Source organism: Paenibacillus sp. J22P15 (assembly GCF_056269345.1).
The window spans coordinates 23,846-43,900 of the sequence record NZ_JBWDNT010000031.1 but is presented as its reverse complement, the minus strand read 5'-3'; the positions used below and the strand labels follow the sequence as shown (position 1 = coordinate 43,900).

Here is a 20,055-nt window from a genome sequence, read left to right as displayed (position 1 = left end):
ACCAATAGAGCTTTTGATTTCCTGGGAAATCTCCCAGCCCTATCGTTGAACAATAAAGTGGAGCAGTTTCCACACACGCTCTACCACTCTAATATCATATTTCCGTCTAGGTTTCAGTGTTGCAGTAATCCAAGTTTTGTAAAACCTAATAAAAAGATAGCAAAAAGAAATCTGCTAGAACCACGAACGGGAACAAGTATCTTAAATCTGCCTTGGTAGAAGCAGCTCACTCCGTTGCGGCATCCAAGAATTTTCTCAGGGCAATGTACAGACGAACAGCAGCACGAAAAGTCAAAAAACGAGCTGCAGTAAATGTAGCCCATGCTATGTTGAGGATTACGTATTATCTCTTAACTCGTAAAGAAATGCAAAAATCGAAGATGGGGGGTTCAAACGTGGTTCCTCTCTGACCTCTTTTACGACGAAGTACCTTGACATCAGAATGCTATATAGTATTATAAACATAATTGAATATGTTGAATTTTCTTATCAAGAGTAGGTGGAGGGACTAGCCCGATGAAACCCGGCAACCGACAAACCTTTGTTACCAAAGGAATGCACGGTGCTAATTCTTGCAGAAAAGCTGTACTAAGCGAATCTGGGAGATAAGAGAGAGGATATGACTTTGAATTCTTATGACCTTTCTCTGATTCCAGAGAAGGTCATTTTTGTTTTCATGAACTAACTAAACATGTGTAAAGGTGTGATAATGATGCCGATCACGATTCCTAACAATGAAACTACCGAGTATCACCAAGATATTCATCCCCTTCGTATTGCTTTGCTAAATTTGAAAAAATCAGCGATTGGTCTTTCTTTTGAAAGTTCGCAGCAGTGTAAGATTACCCGAATAGAATGTTTTCGATTTGACAGTAAACATACAGAAAAGCTGCAACTTGGACATGGAACAGATGATATCTGCGGGCTAATTGCTATCTCCACAAATACAGGAGCAGTTGGCTTAAGGGAATTTGAGATCCCTTGTAACAGCCTGAGGCCCGATTTGACTATGTGGGCTGCTCCTTTCCAGCGAATTAAAGGTCTGACCTTGACGGAAAGCATGAATTATGCTCAATTAAAGCAAGAGGCATGGGGACCCGTGAGATTTGAATTAATTGAGTCCGCAATAATGGATATAATTGAAAAAAATGAATTAGCATTAATAAACAACAAGGATCAAAGATACTTCTACTTCTGGGATCGGGCATACATATTTAACCATACGCAAGCGTATATCTCTTTTTTTTAGAGATTAACAATCCTACCCGTAAGCGGAACAAAGAGCTTCAACACGGCTTCCCCAAAGCAGACCGACGGCCCGAAGATTCCGAGTGTCTACTTTGGGGCTGAATTACAAAGATGGTTTGTTCAATCAAGCTAACGTGTCCCGTAGTTCAATAACCTTTACTATTTTAGTCGCTTAAATTTGAAGAGATCGAGTAATGCATAGAAGAATCGGTTTATCAGCTTTTTATCGATAAGTTATGTTGGCACTTTTGTGTCATTGGACATTAGATGGTGTCTAACAAATGGGGTGCAGTTCCAAGTAGCGAGCTAACTATGGTCGATCACTTTTCTTCCCGGAGACTGGGATATTTTAAGCTGATGTTCACAAAGTCTATAAAACAATCGTTTTTTAGACTGATACGACATTTATTTTTTGATGTCCACAATCCGTCTGCAATTTTAGGACACAGAAAAACCCAGCCCTCATTCGGACTGGGTTGGTGGAAGCGAACCGCGGCTTGACAAATCCACAAATTCGCCAAGACACGAAGATCGTTCGAGACCATTCGTACGAACTATCTGGTTTCCATATCCATGACATTGTATATTTCCAGAAATTTCGTGTTATAATCCCCTTTTACAAACATCTCATGCTCCAACAATCTCTGGTGAAATGGAATCGTTGTCACAATCCCTTTTATAGTAAATTCGTCGAGTGTCCGCTTCATTCTCTGTATCGCTTCCTTGCGGTCTCTTCCCCAAACTATCACTTTCGCCACCATAGAATCATAATAAGGAGAAATCTCATAGCCAGAATAAACCGCACTATCAATTCGCACTCCGAATCCACCCGGCGAATGATACTGTTCCACTTTCCCAGGTGACGGCATGAAATTGTTGTAAGGATTTTCTGCATTAATCCGACATTCAATCGCCCAACCCTTAATGTCGATATCTTCTTGGCAAAAAGAGAGCGGAACGCCTGCCGCCACAGCAACTTGCTCTTTAATTAAATCTACTCCCGTGACGAGCTCTGTTACCGGATGCTCTACTTGAATTCGGGTATTCATCTCCATAAAATAAAACCCACCGTGTCGATCCAGAAGAAATTCTACAGTTCCAGCGCCATGATAATTGACGGCTTTGGCGGCTAAAACGGCTATCCGCCCCATTTGCTCCCGCAAAGCTTGATCAAGGGCAGGCGACGGCGCCTCTTCCAGCAGTTTCTGATGACGACGTTGAATCGAGCAGTCCCGTTCCCCAAGGTATACGACTTCCCCATATTTATCTGCCATAATTTGGATTTCCACATGTCTCGGCTCTTCCAAATACTTTTCTATATACACCCCTGAATTACCGAAAGCCGTTTCCGCTTCCTGCTGAGCCTGACGAATGGATGTTACCAGTTCTTCCTCGCTGTGAGCTACCCTCATTCCTTTGCCGCCTCCGCCGGCCGTTGCCTTCACAATAACGGGATACCCAATCTCGCAAGCGACCTTGACGGCAGACTCCAGATCTTCAATAATGCCTTCGGTACCGGGCACCGTAGGAACGCCGGCCTGTTTCATCGTATCTCTGGCAACGGCTTTGGCACCCATTTTTTTAATCGCGTCGGCATCTGGCCCTATAAAGGTGAACCCGGACGCTTCGCAGATTCCAGCGAAATCAGCGTTTTCCGAAAGAAACCCATACCCCGGATGAATTGCGTCCGATTGGGTAAACGTTGCCACAGTAAGAATATTTATCATATTCAAATAACTTTCTTTTGAAGCAGTCGGTCCAATGCAGTACGCCTCGTCCGCGAGCTGCACGTGCAGCGCTTGCCGATCTGCTTCAGAATATACGGCAACCGTAGCGATGCCCATTTCCCGGCAAGCTCTGATCACCCGTACGGCGATTTCCCCTCTATTGGCAATCAACACTTTGTTAAACATCACTTAATCCCCCTTTTTAACTAAAAACAGAGGTTGGCCAAATCCAACAAAGTCGCCTTCCTTAACCAAGATTTCTACAATCTTCCCGTCGACCCCGGCATGAATCTCATTAAACAGTTTCATCGCTTCAAGTACACAAACCACCGTTGAAGAAACGACGTTTTGGCCGATTTTTACAAATGGATCCTCCCCCGGCTGCGGAGCAGAATAAAACGTCCCTACCGTGGGAGAAGTAATTTTTTGCAATTCGATATCTTGTTGGACTTCAACCGAATACGAGCTAACGGCTGGTTTTACAGGACGTACTTCCTCTTCAGTCTTATCTTCGATGATTGTTGATTTTACTGCATGCAAATCATTTTTCACGATAACGATCCGGCTCGTCTCATACTCGAATCTCTGTATGGCAGACTCCTCAACCATTTTAATCATTTCTCGGATCTCATTTATTTTTATCATGACGAATAATCCCCTTTAACTTCATTCTTAGCTTCAGACTTTGAATATGCATTTCTCTAACCATATAAAGCCTTTCCGCTTCTTCTACAGTAATCTCTTGAAAGGTTAATTTATTCCCCGGCTTCATTTGGGCGATAACCGAAATATCTACCGCAGCGACCTGAGCAATTTTCGGATACCCACCTACCGTCTGCCGGTCGGCTAACAATAAAATCGGGTTTCCATCGGGAGGAATTTGTACGGTTCCAAGGGAAACCGCTTCAGAAATCATTTCTACCGGTTTCTTTAACTTCAACGCTAGACCTGACAATCGATAACCCATACGGTCCGATTGGGGTGTAACCTGAAACGGTTCATTAAAAAAAGTAGTTATACTGTCTTCATCAAATAGCTCAAACTGACTGCCGCGCATCACACGGACCATCGTGCGCCCTGTATCCTGCGGGATACAACCTCTTTCTATATACCAAGAGGTTGGTACAAACGGCCTCTCTCTGGATTTCGCTTCCAACCCTCTCATCGTGTGAACTGCTTGTTCCGAAGGCGTGTTAAGCTCAAGCACATCCGCCTCTTTTAAAGCTCTTCCATGAAAGCCTCCTAATCCAGCTCTCAAGTAAGTGCTCTTGCTGCCCATCACCTCAGGAATGTTAAATCCACCCGCGACCGCTATATAAGACCGGCATCCCGATTTGCACGTTCCAAACCGAAGCACGCTTCCTCCCTTGATATAAACAGGTCTCCACATCGGGATCGACTCTTCGTCGATGCTGGGCGATAAATCTCCGCCGGTAATGGCCAATAAGGTATCTTGCTCTATAAGAAACGAAGGACCCATTAAGGTAATCTCTAATCCTGCTTCACCCTCTTCATTACCAACCAGCAGATTGGCAATCCGAAGAGAGTACGTATCCATGGCGCCACTGACAATGACTCCGTGTTTTTGATACCCGTATCGACCCAAATCTTGGATGCTAGTAAGAAGACCTGGCTGCAACACTTTCATACTCATTGGCTCTCCCCCTTGCAAAGCTCATATTCCTGAAGGGAAATGGAACGAAATTTTACGATATCCCCTGATTGAAGAAGACTTGGAGGATTGTCGCTTGGACGGAATAATTTCAATGGGGTACGGCCAATCAACTGCCAGCCTCCCGGGGTTGAGATAGGGTAAACACCCGTTTGTATTCCTGCAATACCTACGGACCCTTCCGGAATGGATTGACGGGGAGAAGACCGCCTGGGAGACGAAATCCTCTCAGACATCCCTCCTAAATAAGGAAAGCCGGGAGCAAACCCGATCATATAAACAAGATATTCGCCGCTGGAATGAATCTCAATGACCTCATCCGGCTTGATCTTATTTTGCTCTGCCACATCTTCCAAATCCGGTCCGAATTCCCCGCCATAGCAAACCGGAATTTCCATAATCCTTGGTTCATAATGGTTGGAGATTTCGAAGCTGGACACCATCTGCTCTATTATTGAGACCACTATTTCATATGATGAGCGTTTGTTAATCTCCCCGTGGTCTGCATATAAAATCTTCACCTTCATAGGATCATACAACACAGTAACGCTTGCAAAAGCAGGAATACATTCAATCATCCCTAGAAATGGATGCTTTTCGATGTAATCTCTTACCCCGTGTACCTTGCGATGTATATCATCATTAATGCTTTTCCCCAATTCGATGCGAATCGCCGATTCCCCATGCGGGGACAGCTTCATCTGGAATTCACCATTTCCCATAGAGTTACCCCCTCTTAAAACGCTAGAAAATACATCAGGAATACATTCACTGCCAATAATATTAGCGCTGTTGGCACTTGAGCCTTAATTACGCCGTTCTTATCAGGTAAATCCAGCAAAGCCGCAGGCACAATGTTGTAGTTCGCCGCCATTGGCGTCATCAGTGTCCCGCAATAGCCGCTGAACATGCCGATCGCAGCTAAAGTGGCCGGATTGGCACCGTGAACATGAACGAGCAGCGGCAGCGCGATCCCCGCGGTCATGACTGGAAAAGCAGCAAACGCATTCCCCATGATCATCGTAAACAGCGCCATCCCAACGCAATAGGCCAGCACAACCAAGAAGCGATTGTCCACAGGAATCGCGGCGCTAACCAAATCGGAAACCGCTTTGCCGACACCCGCGGCAGCGAAGAGACCTCCGAGCGTAGCCAGCATCTGCGGAAGAACGGCCGCCCAACCAATTGCATCAAGCAAACGGCGGGATTCTTTGATCGACCGCAAGCCTGTTTCCTTCGTCAGCATTATCGCTGCAATTAATGCGATTACACAAGCAACACCGAGACTGACGAGCGTAATGTTCTTTTGATCCAACAATTGAAACCCGCCTATAGTCAAGTTTTTTAAACCAACTGTCCCTACCAATGTAATCAATGGGATCAAAAGAGCCGGCAAGAATAAAAGGTTGCCCAGCTTTTTCGAACGGGCGGCACGTTGCTCCTCATCAACTTGATCATAGGATCCGATCCGAACGCCCCCAAAGCCGGCAATCAATGCCAGAACGATGACGATAATTCCCATATGTAAGGAAGGAATGACGGTTCCGAATAAGAACGTAACCGCATATAATCCCCAGAATATAGCTGTCATTACACGTCTCGGGTTCCCTTTGTCTCTCAGCGTTAGAAGTGCAATGACCGCCAGAAAAATACCGGCAACGTAATAAATATATTCGAGACTAATAATCACGCTGTTCTGTTCCCTCCTTCTCAGATGAATCCTTACTTGCTTCGGCACCAGCTTCTAATTCGCGCTGAATTGTCCGATCGAACAGAAAAAGCCGGGTACTATGAACAAGGAAAGCTGCAATGGCAGTCGGAATCCCCCATACAGCAATATCCAACGGCTCCAACATAATGCCATTCTGTTCAAAGAAGCCTTTCATCAGCAAAATTGCGCCAAAAGCAATGAATATATCTTCCCCGAAAAACAATCCGACATTGTCAGAGGAAGCAGCAAACGCCTTGATTTTATTGCGGATCTCTTCCGGTAATTTCCCATATTTATTTTCGGCTGCCCCCTCCGCCATCGGAGCAACGAGCGGACGAACCATTTGGGCATGTCCGCCTAGACTGGTTAATCCTAAGGCTGCAGAAGCTTCGCGTATGAAGAGATACAAAATCAGGATGCGGCCTGTTGTGGCGGCTTTGACCTTACCGATCAATTTTTGCGCTTGTTCCTTCAAGCCGTTTCGTTCCAAAAGTCCTATAACAGGCAAGGTCAAAATAAACAAAGACAAATAACGGTTTTTTACAAATGCATCTCCAAAGGTCGTAACAATCTTCTCCAACGGGAGATGTCCGGCCAAACCAGTGATAATACCGGCTACCGTTACGACGAGCAGCGGATTAAACCGCAAGGCAAATCCGACTATAACGATAAGGATACCAATGAGTGATAACATATATTAGCTTCCCCTCTTCATTTTCGTTTATTTTTTCCAATAGCCTGAACAATAATTCCTGCAGCTTCAAATGATTCCCGAATATGACTCGCCAAACTCAACGCATTCGGGCTGTCGCCATGGATGCAGAGCGTATCTGCCATGATTGATATGTCTAACCCTTGCATTGTTTTTACTTTTCCTTCTTTCGCCATACGAATGACCTGATCGACCGCTTGACGATGATCTGTGATCAAGGCATCATGTTGACCACGGGGCGTTAACGATCCGTCTTGCTGGTACGTTCTGTCCGCAAAAACTTCGCTAGAGGTTTGAAGTCCTATTATCTGTCCAGCAGCGATTAAACTGCTCCCTGAGAGCCCAAATAGGATCAATTCTGGGTCGACTTTATAAACCGCTTCGGCAATCGCTTCGGATAACACCGGGCTCTTCGCAGCCATGTTATATAAAGCACCATGGGGCTTCACGTGCTGCATCCTTCCCCCTTCCGCCTTTACAAAACCGTACAATGCCCCAATCTGATAAACGACCATATCAAAAGCTTCCTGCGCTGAAATATCCATATTTCTTCTGCCGAAGCCGACCAAATCAGGAAGTCCTGGGTGCGCTCCGATGCCGATCCCTCTATCCAACGCCAGTCGTACCGTTTTACGCATGACAGACGGGTCCCCTGCATGAAATCCGCAGGCAATATTGGCCGAGGTAACAAATTCGAGTATCTCCTCGTCTTCCCCCATCTTGTAGGTGCCGAAGCTTTCACCCATATCACAGTTCATATCGATTGTGTACACAATTATATCCTCGCTTCCCTTTTGTCCCGAATTTCGGAACATCTATTCCGAAATGATTAGGATTCATATTTCAACAAGTTATAACTTCCCTATTTTCCTAATAAATTATCAAAAAAAGAGCCCTTCTCCCCATTTTCAAATTGGAGGCCGCTGGCGTCACTATTTACGTTACGGATGATTTAGCCGAGTCCGGTCCGTAGACAAACTAGAGCTGTTTCGCCTCAGCTACAAAGCCGTGTAACGCAAAAAGGAGCCTGCCACCATACTTCAGTGGTAAAGCTCCTTTTTTGTGTTTGTGGATTTGATGTATGGAGGCGAGGGGATTTGAACAAGCGTACGAGTTCAATGTTACACCGTCAGTCAAAGAGGGAGCCTGTCTATACAACTGAACCTAAAAAAACCGCCTGTCACAAGTTGCACAGGCGGATAAATTTGGGGTCTGTGTAGCAATGGAACTAAAGTTAAAACCGTGTATCCCAACATCCACAAAACGGATCTACCGGACTCTTTCCTTTAAATTCGGATTCCCCCGTTAACTTCTTATAGAGATAATCAATAGTATTTTCGTTTGCATGATAGCAGTTGATCATGACAGGGACTCTCGGAATATCGAATAAATGATAAGGATTAGCCAAAGAAATGAAGATAGTAGGCACTTCCTGAATGAACCATGGTATGTCGCCCGCAAACAATGGCGACCACTGCAGCCTTAAAGTCGGCTTTAAGTTAGCAGAAGGAATGTTCGCCAAATAAATAACAAGATCAAATTGTTCTTTTATTGTGTACGAAGGCTCCGTAAATGACGCTCCAAATTTTTTTGGCTCAAAGAGAACCACCTCAAACCCATTTGTTTGCAGCTTTTCTGCAAATCTCTCAGTGTAGGATTCTGTGTAGAACCCCTCTCCTTTTAACTGAGAATTTATGTCCTCTACAGAAATTAACAAAACTCTCCGATATAGATCAGCAGATATAGGCAGTAATTGTTTTGTATCTTTTACTAGGGTAATCGATTCATCTGCCGCAATGGATGCCCACTGCTTATGTTCTTGACAGCCGAGTACCTCGAGCTCCTCTTGTCTAGGAATTAACGCAGCGGTTTCTTTTTTATGAAGACCAAGAGATGCTTTTAAGGCCAACACCCTCGTGGCTGCTTCCTCTACTCTTTCCATAGTCAGCAGTCCGTTTTCAAGGCCCTGCATCATAAATTCAAAGTCTTCTTGTACATCTCGGTTAAAGAGCAGCACATCACAGCCCGCTTCGATTGTTAAAGGAATTGCCTCTTCTCGATTTTTCGCCATTGAGAACCCAGCCATCATTGTAGAATCAGAGACGATGACCCCATTAAATTGCAGTTGTTCTCTTAGTAAATTCTGTAACAATTCTTTAGAAAGAGTAGCCGGCATAATTTCTTCTTCCTTAATATCTGGACGAAGCTTTCTGGAATAATGAGGGAGCATAATATGTCCGGCCATAATAGTTTTTGTACCTGCCTCAATTAATTCCTTATAAACAATACCAAAGGTACGATCCCACTCCTCAACAGAGAGAGAATTAACAGCAGTCACTAGATGCTGATCTCTTTCATCCACACCGTCTCCCGGAAAATGTTTGGCGGTTGCCGCTAGTCCTTTTTCTTGCAAGGCTTGTACATACGCTTTTCCCATTTTTATAACGGTGGAAATATCTGATCCAAATGTACGAATGTTGGTAATGGGATTTCGAAAGTTTATATCAATATCTACTACAGGTGCAAAAGACCAGTTACAGCCTACCGCTCCACCTTCTTTAGATGCAATCTCCCCTAACTTGTGTGCTATTTCTGTGTTTCCTGTTGCTGCTGCCTGCATAGGATTAGCAACGGCTGTCCCGTCCAATGCAATGCCTTTTCCTCCGCTTTCTAGGTTTGCCGCAAGAAGTAGAGGAATGGAGGATTGCTCTTGTAAAAAACGATGAACCTCTTGAATTGTCTTTCCTTTGTCCGGCCTAAACATAAACCCGCCAGGGTTAAATTTCTCTAATATTTCTTTCAGTATCTTTTCATCCTTATGCATAACGTGCAGACAGAACAGTTGACCGACTTTTTCTTCAGTAGTCATAGAGGATAAGGTTTTATTTACCCATACAATATCTTGATCTGTCAGATAGAAAGGATTTTCTCTTAAATTAATCACATTTACTCCCCCGATTTGTATAGTTCTATTTTTAACACAGTTCCGCATCTGCAGCTATTATGATACTTTCACAGCATTCTGAAATTCACTCGTACGACTCTTTCGTCTAATTTTTATTTCAGATAGGATTTTTGCATAGACCCCTTCTGTTAACTGGTATTTCAAAAGCGGTAACGCAGCAGTTATCATTAATATTCCAGGAATAAGGGTAAAAAATAAATGCATCCAAGTCATAGTAGTATTCGTTTGGGCTCCTTTCGGAATATATCCAACAGCTCCCAACGCATAAGCTCCCATTGCTCCTCCTAAAGCATCAGCCAATTTTGAGCGGAATGTATTGGACGAAAATACAGTTCCCTCAGCTCGTTTTCCCGTTTTCCACTCTCCGTATTCCACACAATCCGCAACCATAGCGCTCATCGCAATCGCCGCTATACCGAAAAATAAAGTTCCTAACCCGCTCAATGCAAAAAGGAATATGATGTTTTTACTCACAAAGAATAAAGCAACATGAGCCAAACCGTAACCAACAGTTCCGATAATAGCTGTTGTTCTTTTCCCTAGACGCTTCGATACGAATGGCGCAAGTAAGGCTCCGAGCAACATAGGAAGCATACTTGCTAAAGAAAATACCGGAAACAAATGTTCCGCATTCAAATAATATTTAAAATAATAGATGGAGAAAGCACCTCGAATATTCATCGTCATGTCCCCAATTAACAATGTCAGCAATATTAATAAAAGCGGCCGATTCGATCCGATAAAACGTGCGGCATCTTTAAAAGTGAGTTTTTCATTTCTTGCTACTGTTACTTGCTCCTTCACGTTATAAAAAGTAATCCAGAAGAACCCTACACATAATACAGCATAAATAGCAGCCACTGGGATCCAGCTGTTTGCCGCTTTAACAAACGGCAGGGTCAATACACTTACACAAGTAGCGGCAATAGCTCCCATTACACGAGGTACAGTAACAATCTTGGTTCTTTCCTGCGAATCTTCTGTAATCGCAGATGTCATAGCCCAGTATGGCACATCTACTACACCATAGCTTATTCCCCATAGGATATATGTGACAGAGGCATAAATAATTTTGGCTGTTGGACTAATATCAGGCTGCAGAAAGCATAGAACCGTAAAGACAGCCATTATTATAGGAGCAAATAGAAGATAAGGCCTAAACCTTCCCCACCTGGATTTTGTATTGTCTACAATTACTCCAATGACAGGATCTATCATGGCATCAAAAATCCGTGCCACAAGAAAAAGGGTACCTACAATTGCCGGTGACAATCCGAAATAATCTGTATAAAAAAGCATAAGATAACTAACCATTAATACATAAATTAGATTCTGGCCCAAACTCCCTACCCCATAGGAAAGAATCGTTTTTGTGGAAAGCTTCATTGTATATCTCCTCCAAATTGATTATGGTTCTGAACAACACTTTTCTGCGGTTATTAGTTTGTTTTAGCTTCCCCCTTAAAGTCATTGGTCTTTAAACAATGAGAAACAACCTTTTAACTTGGATCTGCTTTTCTAGTTGTATACAAGTAGTATACACATTGTATGTAAATGAAAAATCAATTGCATTTAAAGTTTATGTAAATTTTCGTTTATTTATCTGGAACCTACATTTACAATTAATTGCTTGCAGTTGAAGCACACCTACTTTAAGATAATTTAGTAAATGATAAACGAAAGGGATTAAAAGTTCATGCCATCTAAATCATTGATAGATACTGCCTATACAAAAATACGCCAAAAGATCATTCTTGGAGATTTCATGCCTGGAACCCTATTATCAGAAAACGAACTTGCAAATGAACTGAACATGAGTCGAACACCAATTCGAACTGCCATTTCTCATTTGGAATCGGAGGGGTTTGTGGTTTCATTAAAAAATCGGGGCATTTTGGTGAAAGAAATGTCGTTTAAAGAAATTTTGGATATAATAGAAGTGATGGCCTCTTTTCAAATACATGCGTTAGATTCTATTATTGAACGTGGTTGTCCTATAGATATCCCAGAATTAGAAAAGTGTCTCAAAAATCAGATTCAAGCCAGCCAGCAAGACGATTACCCTGAATACGTAAAATACTCCAATTCTTTTCTGCGCGGTATTATTTCTGCTTTGAATAATCAAGCTATGCTGCAAATTATGGATTCGTATCAAGATAAAATTATCATGATTGCTACCGTACACTGGAAGCTCACCCCTCATCTTCCTCATTATTCCGCTAACCGAGCTAATGAATCTCTTTATCAAGCTGTGGCATCCAGAGACTATGAAGGTGCGAAGCAAATAGTAAAAGAGACTCTTCTCAACAATCGTAATCGTTTAGTAATGGAAGGAAGAATTTAAATTTTGCATTTCACTTGTTTATGCCTTACCTTACCTTACCTCACATTACTCAGGGACGTCAGATAATAATATATCTTACGTTCCTTTTTCTTTTTCCGTTCTGATCATACAGGATGTTTTTTTATATTTAAAATCGGAATTTACAAGAATTTTAAAAAGCGTTAATGTTTTTTTTACAATCAAGTAGTATCCTACTTGTATACTACTTGTGATGAAAAGAGGAAATTATCGTCCAACTCTCCAAGAAGTAAGTGTTCCTAATTACAAATAGAAGAGGTGTTTATTTTAATGGAAATCACAACAACAAATCGTTTTGCGTCATATCCTGCAAACCGAGTAGTCCCCTTTATTGGAGCTAATAACTTTCGTGACATGGGCGGCTATACAACATCCGATGGCCGTACAGTAAAGTTTGGACTTTTTTTCCGTTCAGACGAACTAACAGGTTTGACAGATGAAGATATGAACTTCTTACAAACATTAAATATTAAATACATTTTTGATTATCGCGATGAGTTGGAAGCACAAAAGAAGCCCGATCCTACACTTTCAAATGTGGCATACGAACGTATCCCAGCATCAAAGCAAAATAATCAATTCGGCACTATCGAAGAATTGGCTAGAAGTAATTTCTTCAAAAATCTTAACTTAGATAATATGTCGGAGTTGTATTCCAAACTTCCGCTAAACAATCCATCTTACAAACGATTGATGGAAATTATCCAAGACCCAAATAATTTGGGTTTAATACATCATTGTGCCGCTGGAAAGGATCGTACGGGTGTTGGTGCTGCTCTTATTTTATCTGTGCTTGGAGTTCCAAAAGAAACTGTTATGAAAGATTATTTATTGACAAATGAAACGATGAAAGTGTTTAAGGAAAAGGTTTTGAAGCAAATCTCAACGCATTTGGATGACAGAGGCCTTCAAATCATGGAACATCTGCTTGGAGTAAAGGAAGAGTTTTTAGAGGGCGTTTTCCAATCTATTACGAATACGTATGGAAGCCTTGAGACGTACTTTGCTCATGAGTTCGGTTTAACAAAGGAAAAACGACAGGCATTACAAAGCTTTTGTCTTGAATAGGATAAGGTATGTCTAGATGAATTCCTTAGAGTAGTAAAATCAACGTTTTATCATGTCGAAATTTACTTAAATTCCGATTTGCTGGTGGGTACCCTGGTGGTACCCCATTTAGTTTTAAACAAAATAATCCCCTAAAGTTAACAAGATCCAACATGAATATTGTATACAAATACAGTTATCATAAACGCCAAACCCATACAAACACCGAGTTGTAAATTTTATTTCCTCAGTAATCAACTCATTATTCGATAATAAATCGCTTCTAAAATCCATGTTAAATACTTTCCCTACACAATCTACATACATTCAGATCGCCTCCATGACCCATATAATAAAAAAGTCCCGATATATCAAGGGTTTCTTGAATATCAGGACTGATGAAGTTGTCTAAGATTTACTTTTTATACGCTCTCTGCCGCAAGCTCTCATAAAGCAGCACCGTTGCCGCCATCGCCACATTCAACGATTCAGCTTGACCAACCATCGGAATAATGACCGATTCATCAACAAGCTCGCGAACCATAGGTGATAATCCTTCTGATTCACTGCCCATTAGCAGCCATGTTGACTGCGTCCAGTCATAGCCGTAGCAGGTATGCTCCGCTTGTAGACTTGTTCCTACTAGCTTTATGTCTTTCTCTTTCGCTTGTGGAAGCAGCTCTTTTAAGTCTGCTTCGATAATTGGTAAATGGAACAAGGAACCCATCGTCGATCTTACCGTCTTCGGATTATAAAGATCTACGCAGCCTTTGCCCAAAATAACGGCGTCTGCTCCAACAGCATCAGCACTGCGAATGATCGTACCGGCATTGCCGGGATCTCGTACACCGTCAAGTACAACAACAAGGCCGTTTTTACGGAATAAAGCAGCTTTATCTACAGATAGCTTAGACAAAATAGCAAATACAGGAGGTGGCGTATCCGTCCCGGTACATTTGGACATAACCGCTCGTGAGGCTTGTACCCACTCCAAACCGAGCGTTGCTGCTGTATCGTTCGTTTCTCGCTCAAGCTTAAGTTCTGCGGGAATGCCGCGTTCCGTGTCATATACGATTGTTGTCACATCGGCTGTTCCCTTTAGCGCTTCCAGTACTAGGTGAACGCCTTCAATTAGAAACTGACCGCTGCGATCGCGGTATTTTTTATCCAGCAGTGAGGCCCACTGCTTGACTCTGTCATTTTGAACAGATGATAGTAAAGAATCGAAATTTTCATTCATAGTTTCATTTAACCTTCTTTAACCTTCCGAATATGCGATTTCTAAATTTGTTAGATCCGAGTTTTTGCCAACGATAACAATAATATCATCCCTGCCGATTAAATCGTCCGCATACGGGGCAATGTTCATCGCAGAGCCTGTCTTGATAGCCATAACATTACATTTATACTTTGCTCTAATATCGAGCTGCTTTAAGCTCTGTCCGATCATCGGAAGAGGAGCTTTGAGCTCAATAATACTATAATCATCAGAAATCTCGATGTAATCTAAAATGTTAGGTGATACAAGGTGATGCGCGACGCGCAGTCCCATATCCCGCTCAGGGAAAACAACCTTATCAGCTCCAATCTTGCTTACGACCTTACCGTGAAGATCATTTTGAGCTTTGACGATCAACGTTTTGACACCTAGATCCTTCAAGATCAGAGTTGTCAGAATGCTGGACTGAATGTCTTGTCCGATAGCAACTACAACGACATCAAAATTCCGAATGCCTAGCGCCCGAAGTGCATCTTCGTCCGTCGAATCTGCAGATACCGCATGAGTAACAAAATTAACAACTTCTTGCACCCGCTGCTCGTTCGAATCTATAGCAAGCACCTCAAAGCCCATATCTGTCAACGCTTTTGCAACGCTGGAGCCGAAACGTCCCATTCCAATTATTGCGTACTGCTTCTTAGCCATCTTGACAAAATCCCCCTTACACGGATGATTGCTGCAGTTATTTAGACAGTATACCATAGCTTGCTCATTCGGATGAAAGCAGCAAGTGAAGGGCATAGTAAAGAAGTAAATCCGAATGGGGCAGGAGGCTGTTTAGTTGAATACTATTGATTTGCGTCAAGCCATCGTTATGCGTGTGCAAGATAATTCCGCTCAAGAGCTCACGGAAGTCATTGAAGATTCCATTGGTGCCGATGAACGTACACTGCCAGGGCTCGGAGTGCTGTTTGAAATGATCTGGCAGCAATCCTCTGAACCGGAGCAAGGGCGAATGGTCGATTCCCTGTATAGACATTTACATCATTCCGAATTTGCCAATCCGTCTCAGTAACGAACGTCTGCAGTATACACGATCTGGCCCCCGACAATGGTATTTGTTACCCAAGGCAAGCCTTCATAACGATCGACAATAATTAAGTCTGCTGCTTTGCCAAGCTCAATGGAACCAATCTCCCTGCCAACACCCAGTGCCTGAGCAGGATGTAAAGTGGCCATCCGTACTGCAGCAGGCAAAGCAGCAATCCCTTCATCTGCAAGTTTGAACACCGCTGCCAGCATCGAAGCAGGATGATAGTCTGAACACAAAATGTCCGCTGCACCCGCAGAAATGGCGTCGATTGCTTTTAAATTTTTGTCATGAGACGCGCCCCTGACTACATTTGGAGCTCCCACACAAACACGAAGTCCCCGCTTTACTGCATACTTTGCTGTTTCCAAATTAATCGGAAATTCACAAACAGAAACGCCATATGAAACCGATTCATCAACTTTATCGACCGTATCATCATCATGCGATGCGATTGCTATGCCCGCTTTGGCTGCTAATTTACTCAGATGCTGCAAATGCTCACCGTTTACGAGCTGTCTTCGCTCAACGAGATCCTGAACAATGACACGAACCTCTTCGAGACCCACTCCTTGATTTTTCATCACATATCGCTCAAAAGAGCCAGGCTCACGATATTGGCCTTGCCCTGGTGAATGATCCATAAAGGATAAATATTCTATCGCCTTCTCATCAAGCAATCGTTCAACAATCGGCATCCCAGCAAGATGTGACACCTCAAACCGCAAATGTATACGATTGCGGATCATTGATCGTTTATTGCGATAGCTATTAATTTGCTCTATCATCCCTGTCAGCAAATGATCCCCGCGCAAGCTCAGTCCTACGCCAAGTGATAATGAGTGGTACATTGTCGTAATGCCGTGTACCGGCAGCTTTCTCTCAAATTCCAACAAAGCCATATTAAGCGGAAATAGCGTATTGGGACGCGGCTGCACTTCCTTCTCTATGGCATCACAATGAATGTCAATAAGACCCGGAAGCACATATTGCTGTTTTGCATCTATTCTTATGGATTGGGGATGCAGTCGTATCCAATCATCAATTGCCTTATCATCGCGAAGCACAGCATCAATTCGTCCATCGACCACAGTTATTGCTGCATCGACGATTTCATCAGGCAAAACAACCTTCCCATTCGTAACGACCATCGGCTTCGTGCTAGCTCGAAAGCGATCATTCATCGATTTGCTCGTCCCCTTACCTCTAGTTATATTCATAAGTTTACCATAGTCCGATTATGAAAATCGATGAAGATAATGACTCACTGCGAGACACTAAAAAACAAAAAAACCGCTAGAATAATTCCTTGCGGCTTTGCAGCATAATAAAGGCAAGAAACGGTACCTTTATCACTCCATTAATTTTATAGTCAGTCTTCAAGAGGTATATGTTTATAGATATCTCCGGTTTCGAGCGAATCAATCAAACGATCCAGCCATTTGTAATATTTTAATGCTTCATCAATCTTTTGCGTATCATTCTCCAGCACATCAAGAAATGCCTGATCACTTTCATATTGCTGCTTTAAACCATCGATTTCTTTCATGGAACGATTCAAAGCACTCATGTTGTGCTCGACTGCCTTTCTCCATTTAATGGAGAAGAAATCAGTGAAGTTCTGATGCCAGTTCGATTCCACCTCATACAAATCTTTTCTTGAGCCCTTGCCCCATACTTTATTTATCATCTTTAAGTCATGTAACGTTCGCATGCCTGTACTCATTGAAGTCTTACTCATGCCCATCGTCTGACTCATCTCGTCAAGCGTAACTGGTTCTCGATTGAAGTACATATTTCCGTATAGATGACCAATAGATAACGTAATTCCGTACAAATCCATGTTTTCACCAATTGATTCAATGACTCGGCGCCGCGCCTTATGCAATTTCGTTAGTTGCTCATCTGTTAATCCTGCCAGCTCATTCATGTCGTTCCTCCTGAGGAGTGTCTTTCCCCTATCATGCTTACATCAATCATTGTAATCAAATGGGCATCCAAAAGTAAAGAAAGCTGTTCATGTGAAAAAGGGAGTTATAAAGAGTATACAGTATGTGAAGTACGTAAAGTATAAACTGTACGAAGTATACAACGGCTCACGCCTTTTGACCATCACAAACATTCCCAACTAAACTTATAGGAGTCGAAATATTCCACAAGGGGGCACAACATGGCACTTTTAGAAGCCAAGAGGCTAACCAAGATCTTCGGAGCTGATCCGAAAAAGGCGATCCCGCTGCTGGATAAAGGATGGTCTAAAGAAAGAATTTTAGCTGAAACAAAGCTTACGGTTGGTGTAAACCAAGCAAACTTCTCGATTGAAGAGGGACAAATATTTGTCATCATGGGCTTGTCCGGAAGCGGTAAGTCGACACTAGTTCGTCTGCTAAATCGATTAATTGAACCTACTATAGGCCAAGTTCTGTTTAACGGTACAGATGTGCTTAAAATGTCTCCTGAGCAGCTGCGGCAGTTTAGAAGAAAAAATGTAGGGATGGTATTCCAAAAATTTGCGTTATTCCCACATCGTACAGTTATTCAGAACATTGAATACGGACTAGAGGTACAAGGAATCGATAAAAAGAAACGCAGAGAAATGGCGATGAACTCGCTGGAGCTTGTTGGTCTAAAGGGCTGGGAGAACAGCTACCCCGATCAATTGAGCGGCGGCATGCAGCAGCGTGTCGGTCTTGCTAGAGGACTTGCAAACGATCCTGATGTGCTGCTTATGGACGAAGCATTTGGCGCACTTGATCCGCTAATTCGGAAGGATATGCAGGATGAGCTGCTTGAGCTTCAATCCAAAATGAAAAAAACGATTGTATTCATAACGCATGACTTAAACGAAGCGCTGCGAATCGGTGATCAAATCGCGTTGATGAAGGACGGAAGCATTGTCCAAATCGGTTCACCGGACGAAATATTAATGCAGCCTGCTAACAAATATGTAGAACGCTTCGTCGAAGACGTCGATCTTTCTAAAGTTTTTACTGCATCCCATGTCATGATTAAACCTGAGACGATTACCATTGAGAAGGGGCCGCGTGTTGCTTTACAGTTTATGCGTGACCGCGGTGTATCAAGTCTATATGTAGTTGACAAAGGTATGCGTCTGCTTGGAGTTATAACTGCAGAAGAGGCCGCTAACGCGATTAAAAACGGCCAAAAGCTTGAAGAAGCAATGGAGCGTGAAGCACCTTCTGCACATCCAGATACGCTGCTTAATGAATTGTTTGAATTAATGAGTAATTCTAAATTTCCCATTTCCATCATTGATGACAACGGACGTCTAAAAGGCATCGTCATCAAGGGCGCGGTTTTGGCCGCATTAGCTGGAAATTCCGTATTAGAGGCAGGTGAACGTGTTGAATCTTCCTAAAATCCCATTAGCGGAGTGGATAGAATGGCTGGAAGCCTGGTTGGAAACTAATTTCGATCCGCTTTTCAAATTTATCCGAACAGTAGTAGGTCAGACGGTAAACGGCTTGGATACCGCACTTAACTGGTTTCCTTCGCTAGTTCTTATATTAATATTTACACTATTTGCCTGGTATATCGGTAAGTGGAAAATGGGTATATTTACACTTATCGGATTGCTGATCATCGAAAATCTCGGCTTATGGAGCCAAACGATGCAGACTTTAGCGCTCGTTTTGACTGCGGCCTTCATATCCGTACTGATTGGCGTGCCAATCGGAATTTTATGTGCACGGTATAACAATGTTCAAAAGTTTTTTACGCCAGTACTTGATTTCATGCAGACGATGCCAGCTTTCGTATACTTGCTTCCGGCAGTAACCTTCTTCTCTTTAGGTGTTGTTCCTGGTGTAATCTCTTCCATTATTTTCGCAATACCGCCAACGATCCGATTAACGAATCTCGGTATTCGCCAAGTACCTTCAGAATTAGTGGAAGCAGCTGATGCCTTCGGCTCCACGCCATCGCAGAAACTCTTTAAGCTGCAGCTTCCGATTGCATTGCCAACAATTATGGCAGGCATCAACCAAACCATTATGCTGTCACTTTCCATGGTCGTAATCGCTTCAATGATTGGCGCCCAAGGTGTAGGTGCTTCTGTATATCGCGCAGTAACACAAGGGAATACCGGTGTAGGATTTGAAGCTGGTCTAGCTATCGTTATTTTAGCTATCGTTTTAGACCGTTTAACCCAACAGATTATTCGTAAAAACAGAACAAATTAATATCTAATTTATAAACGTTAATCGCACGCTTTCGTAGCTAGTTTGCTGCGCAAACTTTGAGCGTATGCTTACGAAGCTAGTTTGCTACGCAAACTTTGAG

At 42.8% G+C, this 20,055-nt stretch carries 19 protein-coding genes and 1 riboswitch; of the genes, 6 read left to right on the top strand and 13 right to left on the bottom strand.

Annotation, left to right across the window (positions count from 1 at the left end):
* Positions 1 to 483: 483 nt before the first annotated feature.
* A riboswitch (SAM riboswitch) is annotated at positions 484 to 612 on the top strand.
* Positions 613 to 709: 97 nt separating this feature from the next.
* Entirely contained in the window at positions 710 to 1,249 is a 540-nt protein-coding gene (locus AC0YN6_RS29280) for a hypothetical protein (protein WP_475751613.1), read from the top strand.
* A 553-nt stretch (positions 1,250 to 1,802) separates the two neighbouring features.
* Here AC0YN6_RS29280 and accC read toward each other — a convergent pair.
* From accC to AC0YN6_RS29235, 9 genes are all read right to left on the bottom strand, one after another.
* On the bottom strand, positions 1,803 to 3,161 hold the full coding sequence (accC, locus tag AC0YN6_RS29275) for an acetyl-CoA carboxylase biotin carboxylase subunit (RefSeq protein WP_475751611.1): 1,359 nt from the start codon (positions 3,159 to 3,161) through the stop codon (positions 1,803 to 1,805).
* Between the two features lie 3 nt (positions 3,162 to 3,164).
* On the bottom strand, positions 3,165 to 3,620 hold the full coding sequence (gene accB, locus AC0YN6_RS29270) for an acetyl-CoA carboxylase biotin carboxyl carrier protein (protein ID WP_475751610.1): 456 nt from the start codon (positions 3,618 to 3,620) through the stop codon (positions 3,165 to 3,167).
* Positions 3,604 to 4,629 carry a 5-oxoprolinase subunit C family protein gene (locus AC0YN6_RS29265; protein WP_475751609.1) on the bottom strand — a complete coding sequence of 342 codons (1,026 nt, stop codon included), beginning with the start codon at positions 4,627 to 4,629 and terminating at the stop codon, positions 3,604 to 3,606. Before AC0YN6_RS29265 ends, accB begins: the two co-directional genes overlap by 17 nt.
* A complete protein-coding gene (gene pxpB / locus AC0YN6_RS29260; protein WP_475751607.1) occupies positions 4,626 to 5,369 on the bottom strand; it encodes a 5-oxoprolinase subunit PxpB in 744 nt (247 codons plus the stop codon). The genes AC0YN6_RS29265 and pxpB overlap by 4 nt, the downstream gene beginning before the upstream one ends.
* Positions 5,370 to 5,383: 14 nt before the next feature.
* On the bottom strand, positions 5,384 to 6,337 hold the full coding sequence (locus AC0YN6_RS29255) for a DUF979 domain-containing protein (protein WP_475751606.1): 954 nt from the start codon (positions 6,335 to 6,337) through the stop codon (positions 5,384 to 5,386).
* Positions 6,327 to 7,052: a DUF969 domain-containing protein gene (locus AC0YN6_RS29250; protein ID WP_475751604.1), complete on the bottom strand. Its 726-nt coding sequence runs from the start codon at positions 7,050 to 7,052 to the stop codon at positions 6,327 to 6,329. Before AC0YN6_RS29250 ends, AC0YN6_RS29255 begins: the two co-directional genes overlap by 11 nt.
* Before the next feature lie 17 nt (positions 7,053 to 7,069).
* On the bottom strand, positions 7,070 to 7,843 hold the full coding sequence (locus tag AC0YN6_RS29245; RefSeq protein ID WP_475751602.1) for a LamB/YcsF family protein: 774 nt from the start codon (positions 7,841 to 7,843) through the stop codon (positions 7,070 to 7,072).
* A 461-nt stretch (positions 7,844 to 8,304) separates the two neighbouring features.
* Complete coding sequence (locus AC0YN6_RS29240; RefSeq protein ID WP_475751601.1) at positions 8,305 to 10,014, bottom strand: glycoside hydrolase family 3 protein; 1,710 nt, start codon at positions 10,012 to 10,014, stop codon at positions 8,305 to 8,307.
* Between the two features lie 57 nt (positions 10,015 to 10,071).
* A complete protein-coding gene (locus tag AC0YN6_RS29235; protein ID WP_475751599.1) occupies positions 10,072 to 11,421 on the bottom strand; it encodes an MFS transporter in 1,350 nt (449 codons plus the stop codon).
* Positions 11,422 to 11,731: 310 nt separating this feature from the next.
* Here AC0YN6_RS29235 and AC0YN6_RS29230 point away from each other — a divergent pair, with 310 nt between their 5' ends.
* Together AC0YN6_RS29230 and AC0YN6_RS29225 are read left to right on the top strand one after the other, a co-directional pair.
* The gene (locus tag AC0YN6_RS29230) at positions 11,732 to 12,379 is read left to right on the top strand and encodes a GntR family transcriptional regulator (RefSeq protein WP_475751597.1); all 648 of its coding nucleotides are present in this window, start codon (positions 11,732 to 11,734) and stop codon (positions 12,377 to 12,379) included.
* 288 nt (positions 12,380 to 12,667) lie between these two features.
* Positions 12,668 to 13,465 (top strand): tyrosine-protein phosphatase, encoded by a 798-nt coding sequence (locus AC0YN6_RS29225; protein WP_475751595.1) that lies wholly within the window; start codon positions 12,668 to 12,670, stop codon positions 13,463 to 13,465.
* 394 nt (positions 13,466 to 13,859) lie between these two features.
* Here the strand turns inward: AC0YN6_RS29225 and AC0YN6_RS29220 are convergent, their stop codons facing one another.
* Positions 13,860 to 14,684, bottom strand: coding sequence for a TrmH family RNA methyltransferase (locus AC0YN6_RS29220; RefSeq protein ID WP_475751594.1), 825 nt, complete (start codon positions 14,682 to 14,684; stop codon positions 13,860 to 13,862).
* Positions 14,685 to 14,702: 18 nt separating this feature from the next.
* Positions 14,703 to 15,368 (bottom strand): potassium channel family protein, encoded by a 666-nt coding sequence (locus AC0YN6_RS29215; RefSeq protein WP_475751592.1) that lies wholly within the window; start codon positions 15,366 to 15,368, stop codon positions 14,703 to 14,705.
* A gap of 136 nt (positions 15,369 to 15,504) precedes the next feature.
* Here AC0YN6_RS29215 and sspI point away from each other — a divergent pair, with 136 nt between their 5' ends.
* The gene (gene sspI / locus AC0YN6_RS29210) at positions 15,505 to 15,738 is read left to right on the top strand and encodes a small acid-soluble spore protein SspI (RefSeq protein WP_475751590.1); all 234 of its coding nucleotides are present in this window, start codon (positions 15,505 to 15,507) and stop codon (positions 15,736 to 15,738) included.
* On the opposite strand, the gene AC0YN6_RS29205 is transcribed toward sspI, so the two are convergent.
* Together AC0YN6_RS29205 and AC0YN6_RS29200 are read right to left on the bottom strand one after the other, a co-directional pair.
* A complete protein-coding gene (locus tag AC0YN6_RS29205) occupies positions 15,732 to 16,937 on the bottom strand; it encodes an alpha-D-ribose 1-methylphosphonate 5-triphosphate diphosphatase (protein ID WP_475751588.1) in 1,206 nt (401 codons plus the stop codon). The two genes, sspI and AC0YN6_RS29205, sit on opposite strands and share 7 nt — an antisense overlap.
* A gap of 188 nt (positions 16,938 to 17,125) precedes the next feature.
* Positions 17,126 to 17,683, bottom strand: a complete 558-nt coding sequence (locus AC0YN6_RS29200) for a GbsR/MarR family transcriptional regulator (protein WP_475751586.1) — start codon at positions 17,681 to 17,683, stop codon at positions 17,126 to 17,128.
* A 240-nt stretch (positions 17,684 to 17,923) separates the two neighbouring features.
* On the opposite strand from AC0YN6_RS29200, the gene AC0YN6_RS29195 reads away from it, so the two are divergent.
* Both AC0YN6_RS29195 and AC0YN6_RS29190 read left to right on the top strand, forming a co-directional pair.
* Positions 17,924 to 19,132 carry a quaternary amine ABC transporter ATP-binding protein gene (locus AC0YN6_RS29195; protein WP_475751584.1) on the top strand — a complete coding sequence of 403 codons (1,209 nt, stop codon included), beginning with the start codon at positions 17,924 to 17,926 and terminating at the stop codon, positions 19,130 to 19,132.
* Positions 19,119 to 19,955: an ABC transporter permease gene (locus tag AC0YN6_RS29190; protein ID WP_475751582.1), complete on the top strand. Its 837-nt coding sequence runs from the start codon at positions 19,119 to 19,121 to the stop codon at positions 19,953 to 19,955. The genes AC0YN6_RS29195 and AC0YN6_RS29190 overlap by 14 nt, the downstream gene beginning before the upstream one ends.
* Positions 19,956 to 20,055: the final 100 nt, after the last annotated feature.

Excerpts from the sequence above, each read along its gene's own strand:
- pxpB (WP_475751607.1), bottom strand. The coding sequence starts at position 5,369 with ATGGGAAATGGTGAATTCCAGATGAAGCTGTCCCCGCATGGGGAATCG.
- AC0YN6_RS29250 (WP_475751604.1), bottom strand. The coding sequence starts at position 7,052 with ATGTTATCACTCATTGGTATCCTTATCGTTATAGTCGGATTTGCCTTG.
- AC0YN6_RS29280 (WP_475751613.1), top strand. The coding sequence starts at position 710 with ATGATGCCGATCACGATTCCTAACAATGAAACTACCGAGTATCACCAA.
- AC0YN6_RS29205 (WP_475751588.1), bottom strand. The coding sequence starts at position 16,937 with ATGAATGATCGCTTTCGAGCTAGCACGAAGCCGATGGTCGTTACGAAT.
- AC0YN6_RS29200 (WP_475751586.1), bottom strand. The coding sequence starts at position 17,683 with ATGAATGAGCTGGCAGGATTAACAGATGAGCAACTAACGAAATTGCAT.
- AC0YN6_RS29265 (WP_475751609.1), bottom strand. The coding sequence starts at position 4,629 with ATGAGTATGAAAGTGTTGCAGCCAGGTCTTCTTACTAGCATCCAAGAT.
- AC0YN6_RS29220 (WP_475751594.1), bottom strand. The coding sequence starts at position 14,684 with ATGAATGAAAATTTCGATTCTTTACTATCATCTGTTCAAAATGACAGA.
- AC0YN6_RS29230 (WP_475751597.1), top strand. The coding sequence starts at position 11,732 with ATGCCATCTAAATCATTGATAGATACTGCCTATACAAAAATACGCCAA.
- AC0YN6_RS29225 (WP_475751595.1), top strand. The coding sequence starts at position 12,668 with ATGGAAATCACAACAACAAATCGTTTTGCGTCATATCCTGCAAACCGA.
- AC0YN6_RS29195 (WP_475751584.1), top strand. The coding sequence starts at position 17,924 with ATGGCACTTTTAGAAGCCAAGAGGCTAACCAAGATCTTCGGAGCTGAT.
- AC0YN6_RS29215 (WP_475751592.1), bottom strand. The coding sequence starts at position 15,368 with ATGGCTAAGAAGCAGTACGCAATAATTGGAATGGGACGTTTCGGCTCC.
- accB (WP_475751610.1), bottom strand. The coding sequence starts at position 3,620 with ATGATAAAAATAAATGAGATCCGAGAAATGATTAAAATGGTTGAGGAG.
- AC0YN6_RS29235 (WP_475751599.1), bottom strand. The coding sequence starts at position 11,421 with ATGAAGCTTTCCACAAAAACGATTCTTTCCTATGGGGTAGGGAGTTTG.
- accC (WP_475751611.1), bottom strand. The coding sequence starts at position 3,161 with ATGTTTAACAAAGTGTTGATTGCCAATAGAGGGGAAATCGCCGTACGG.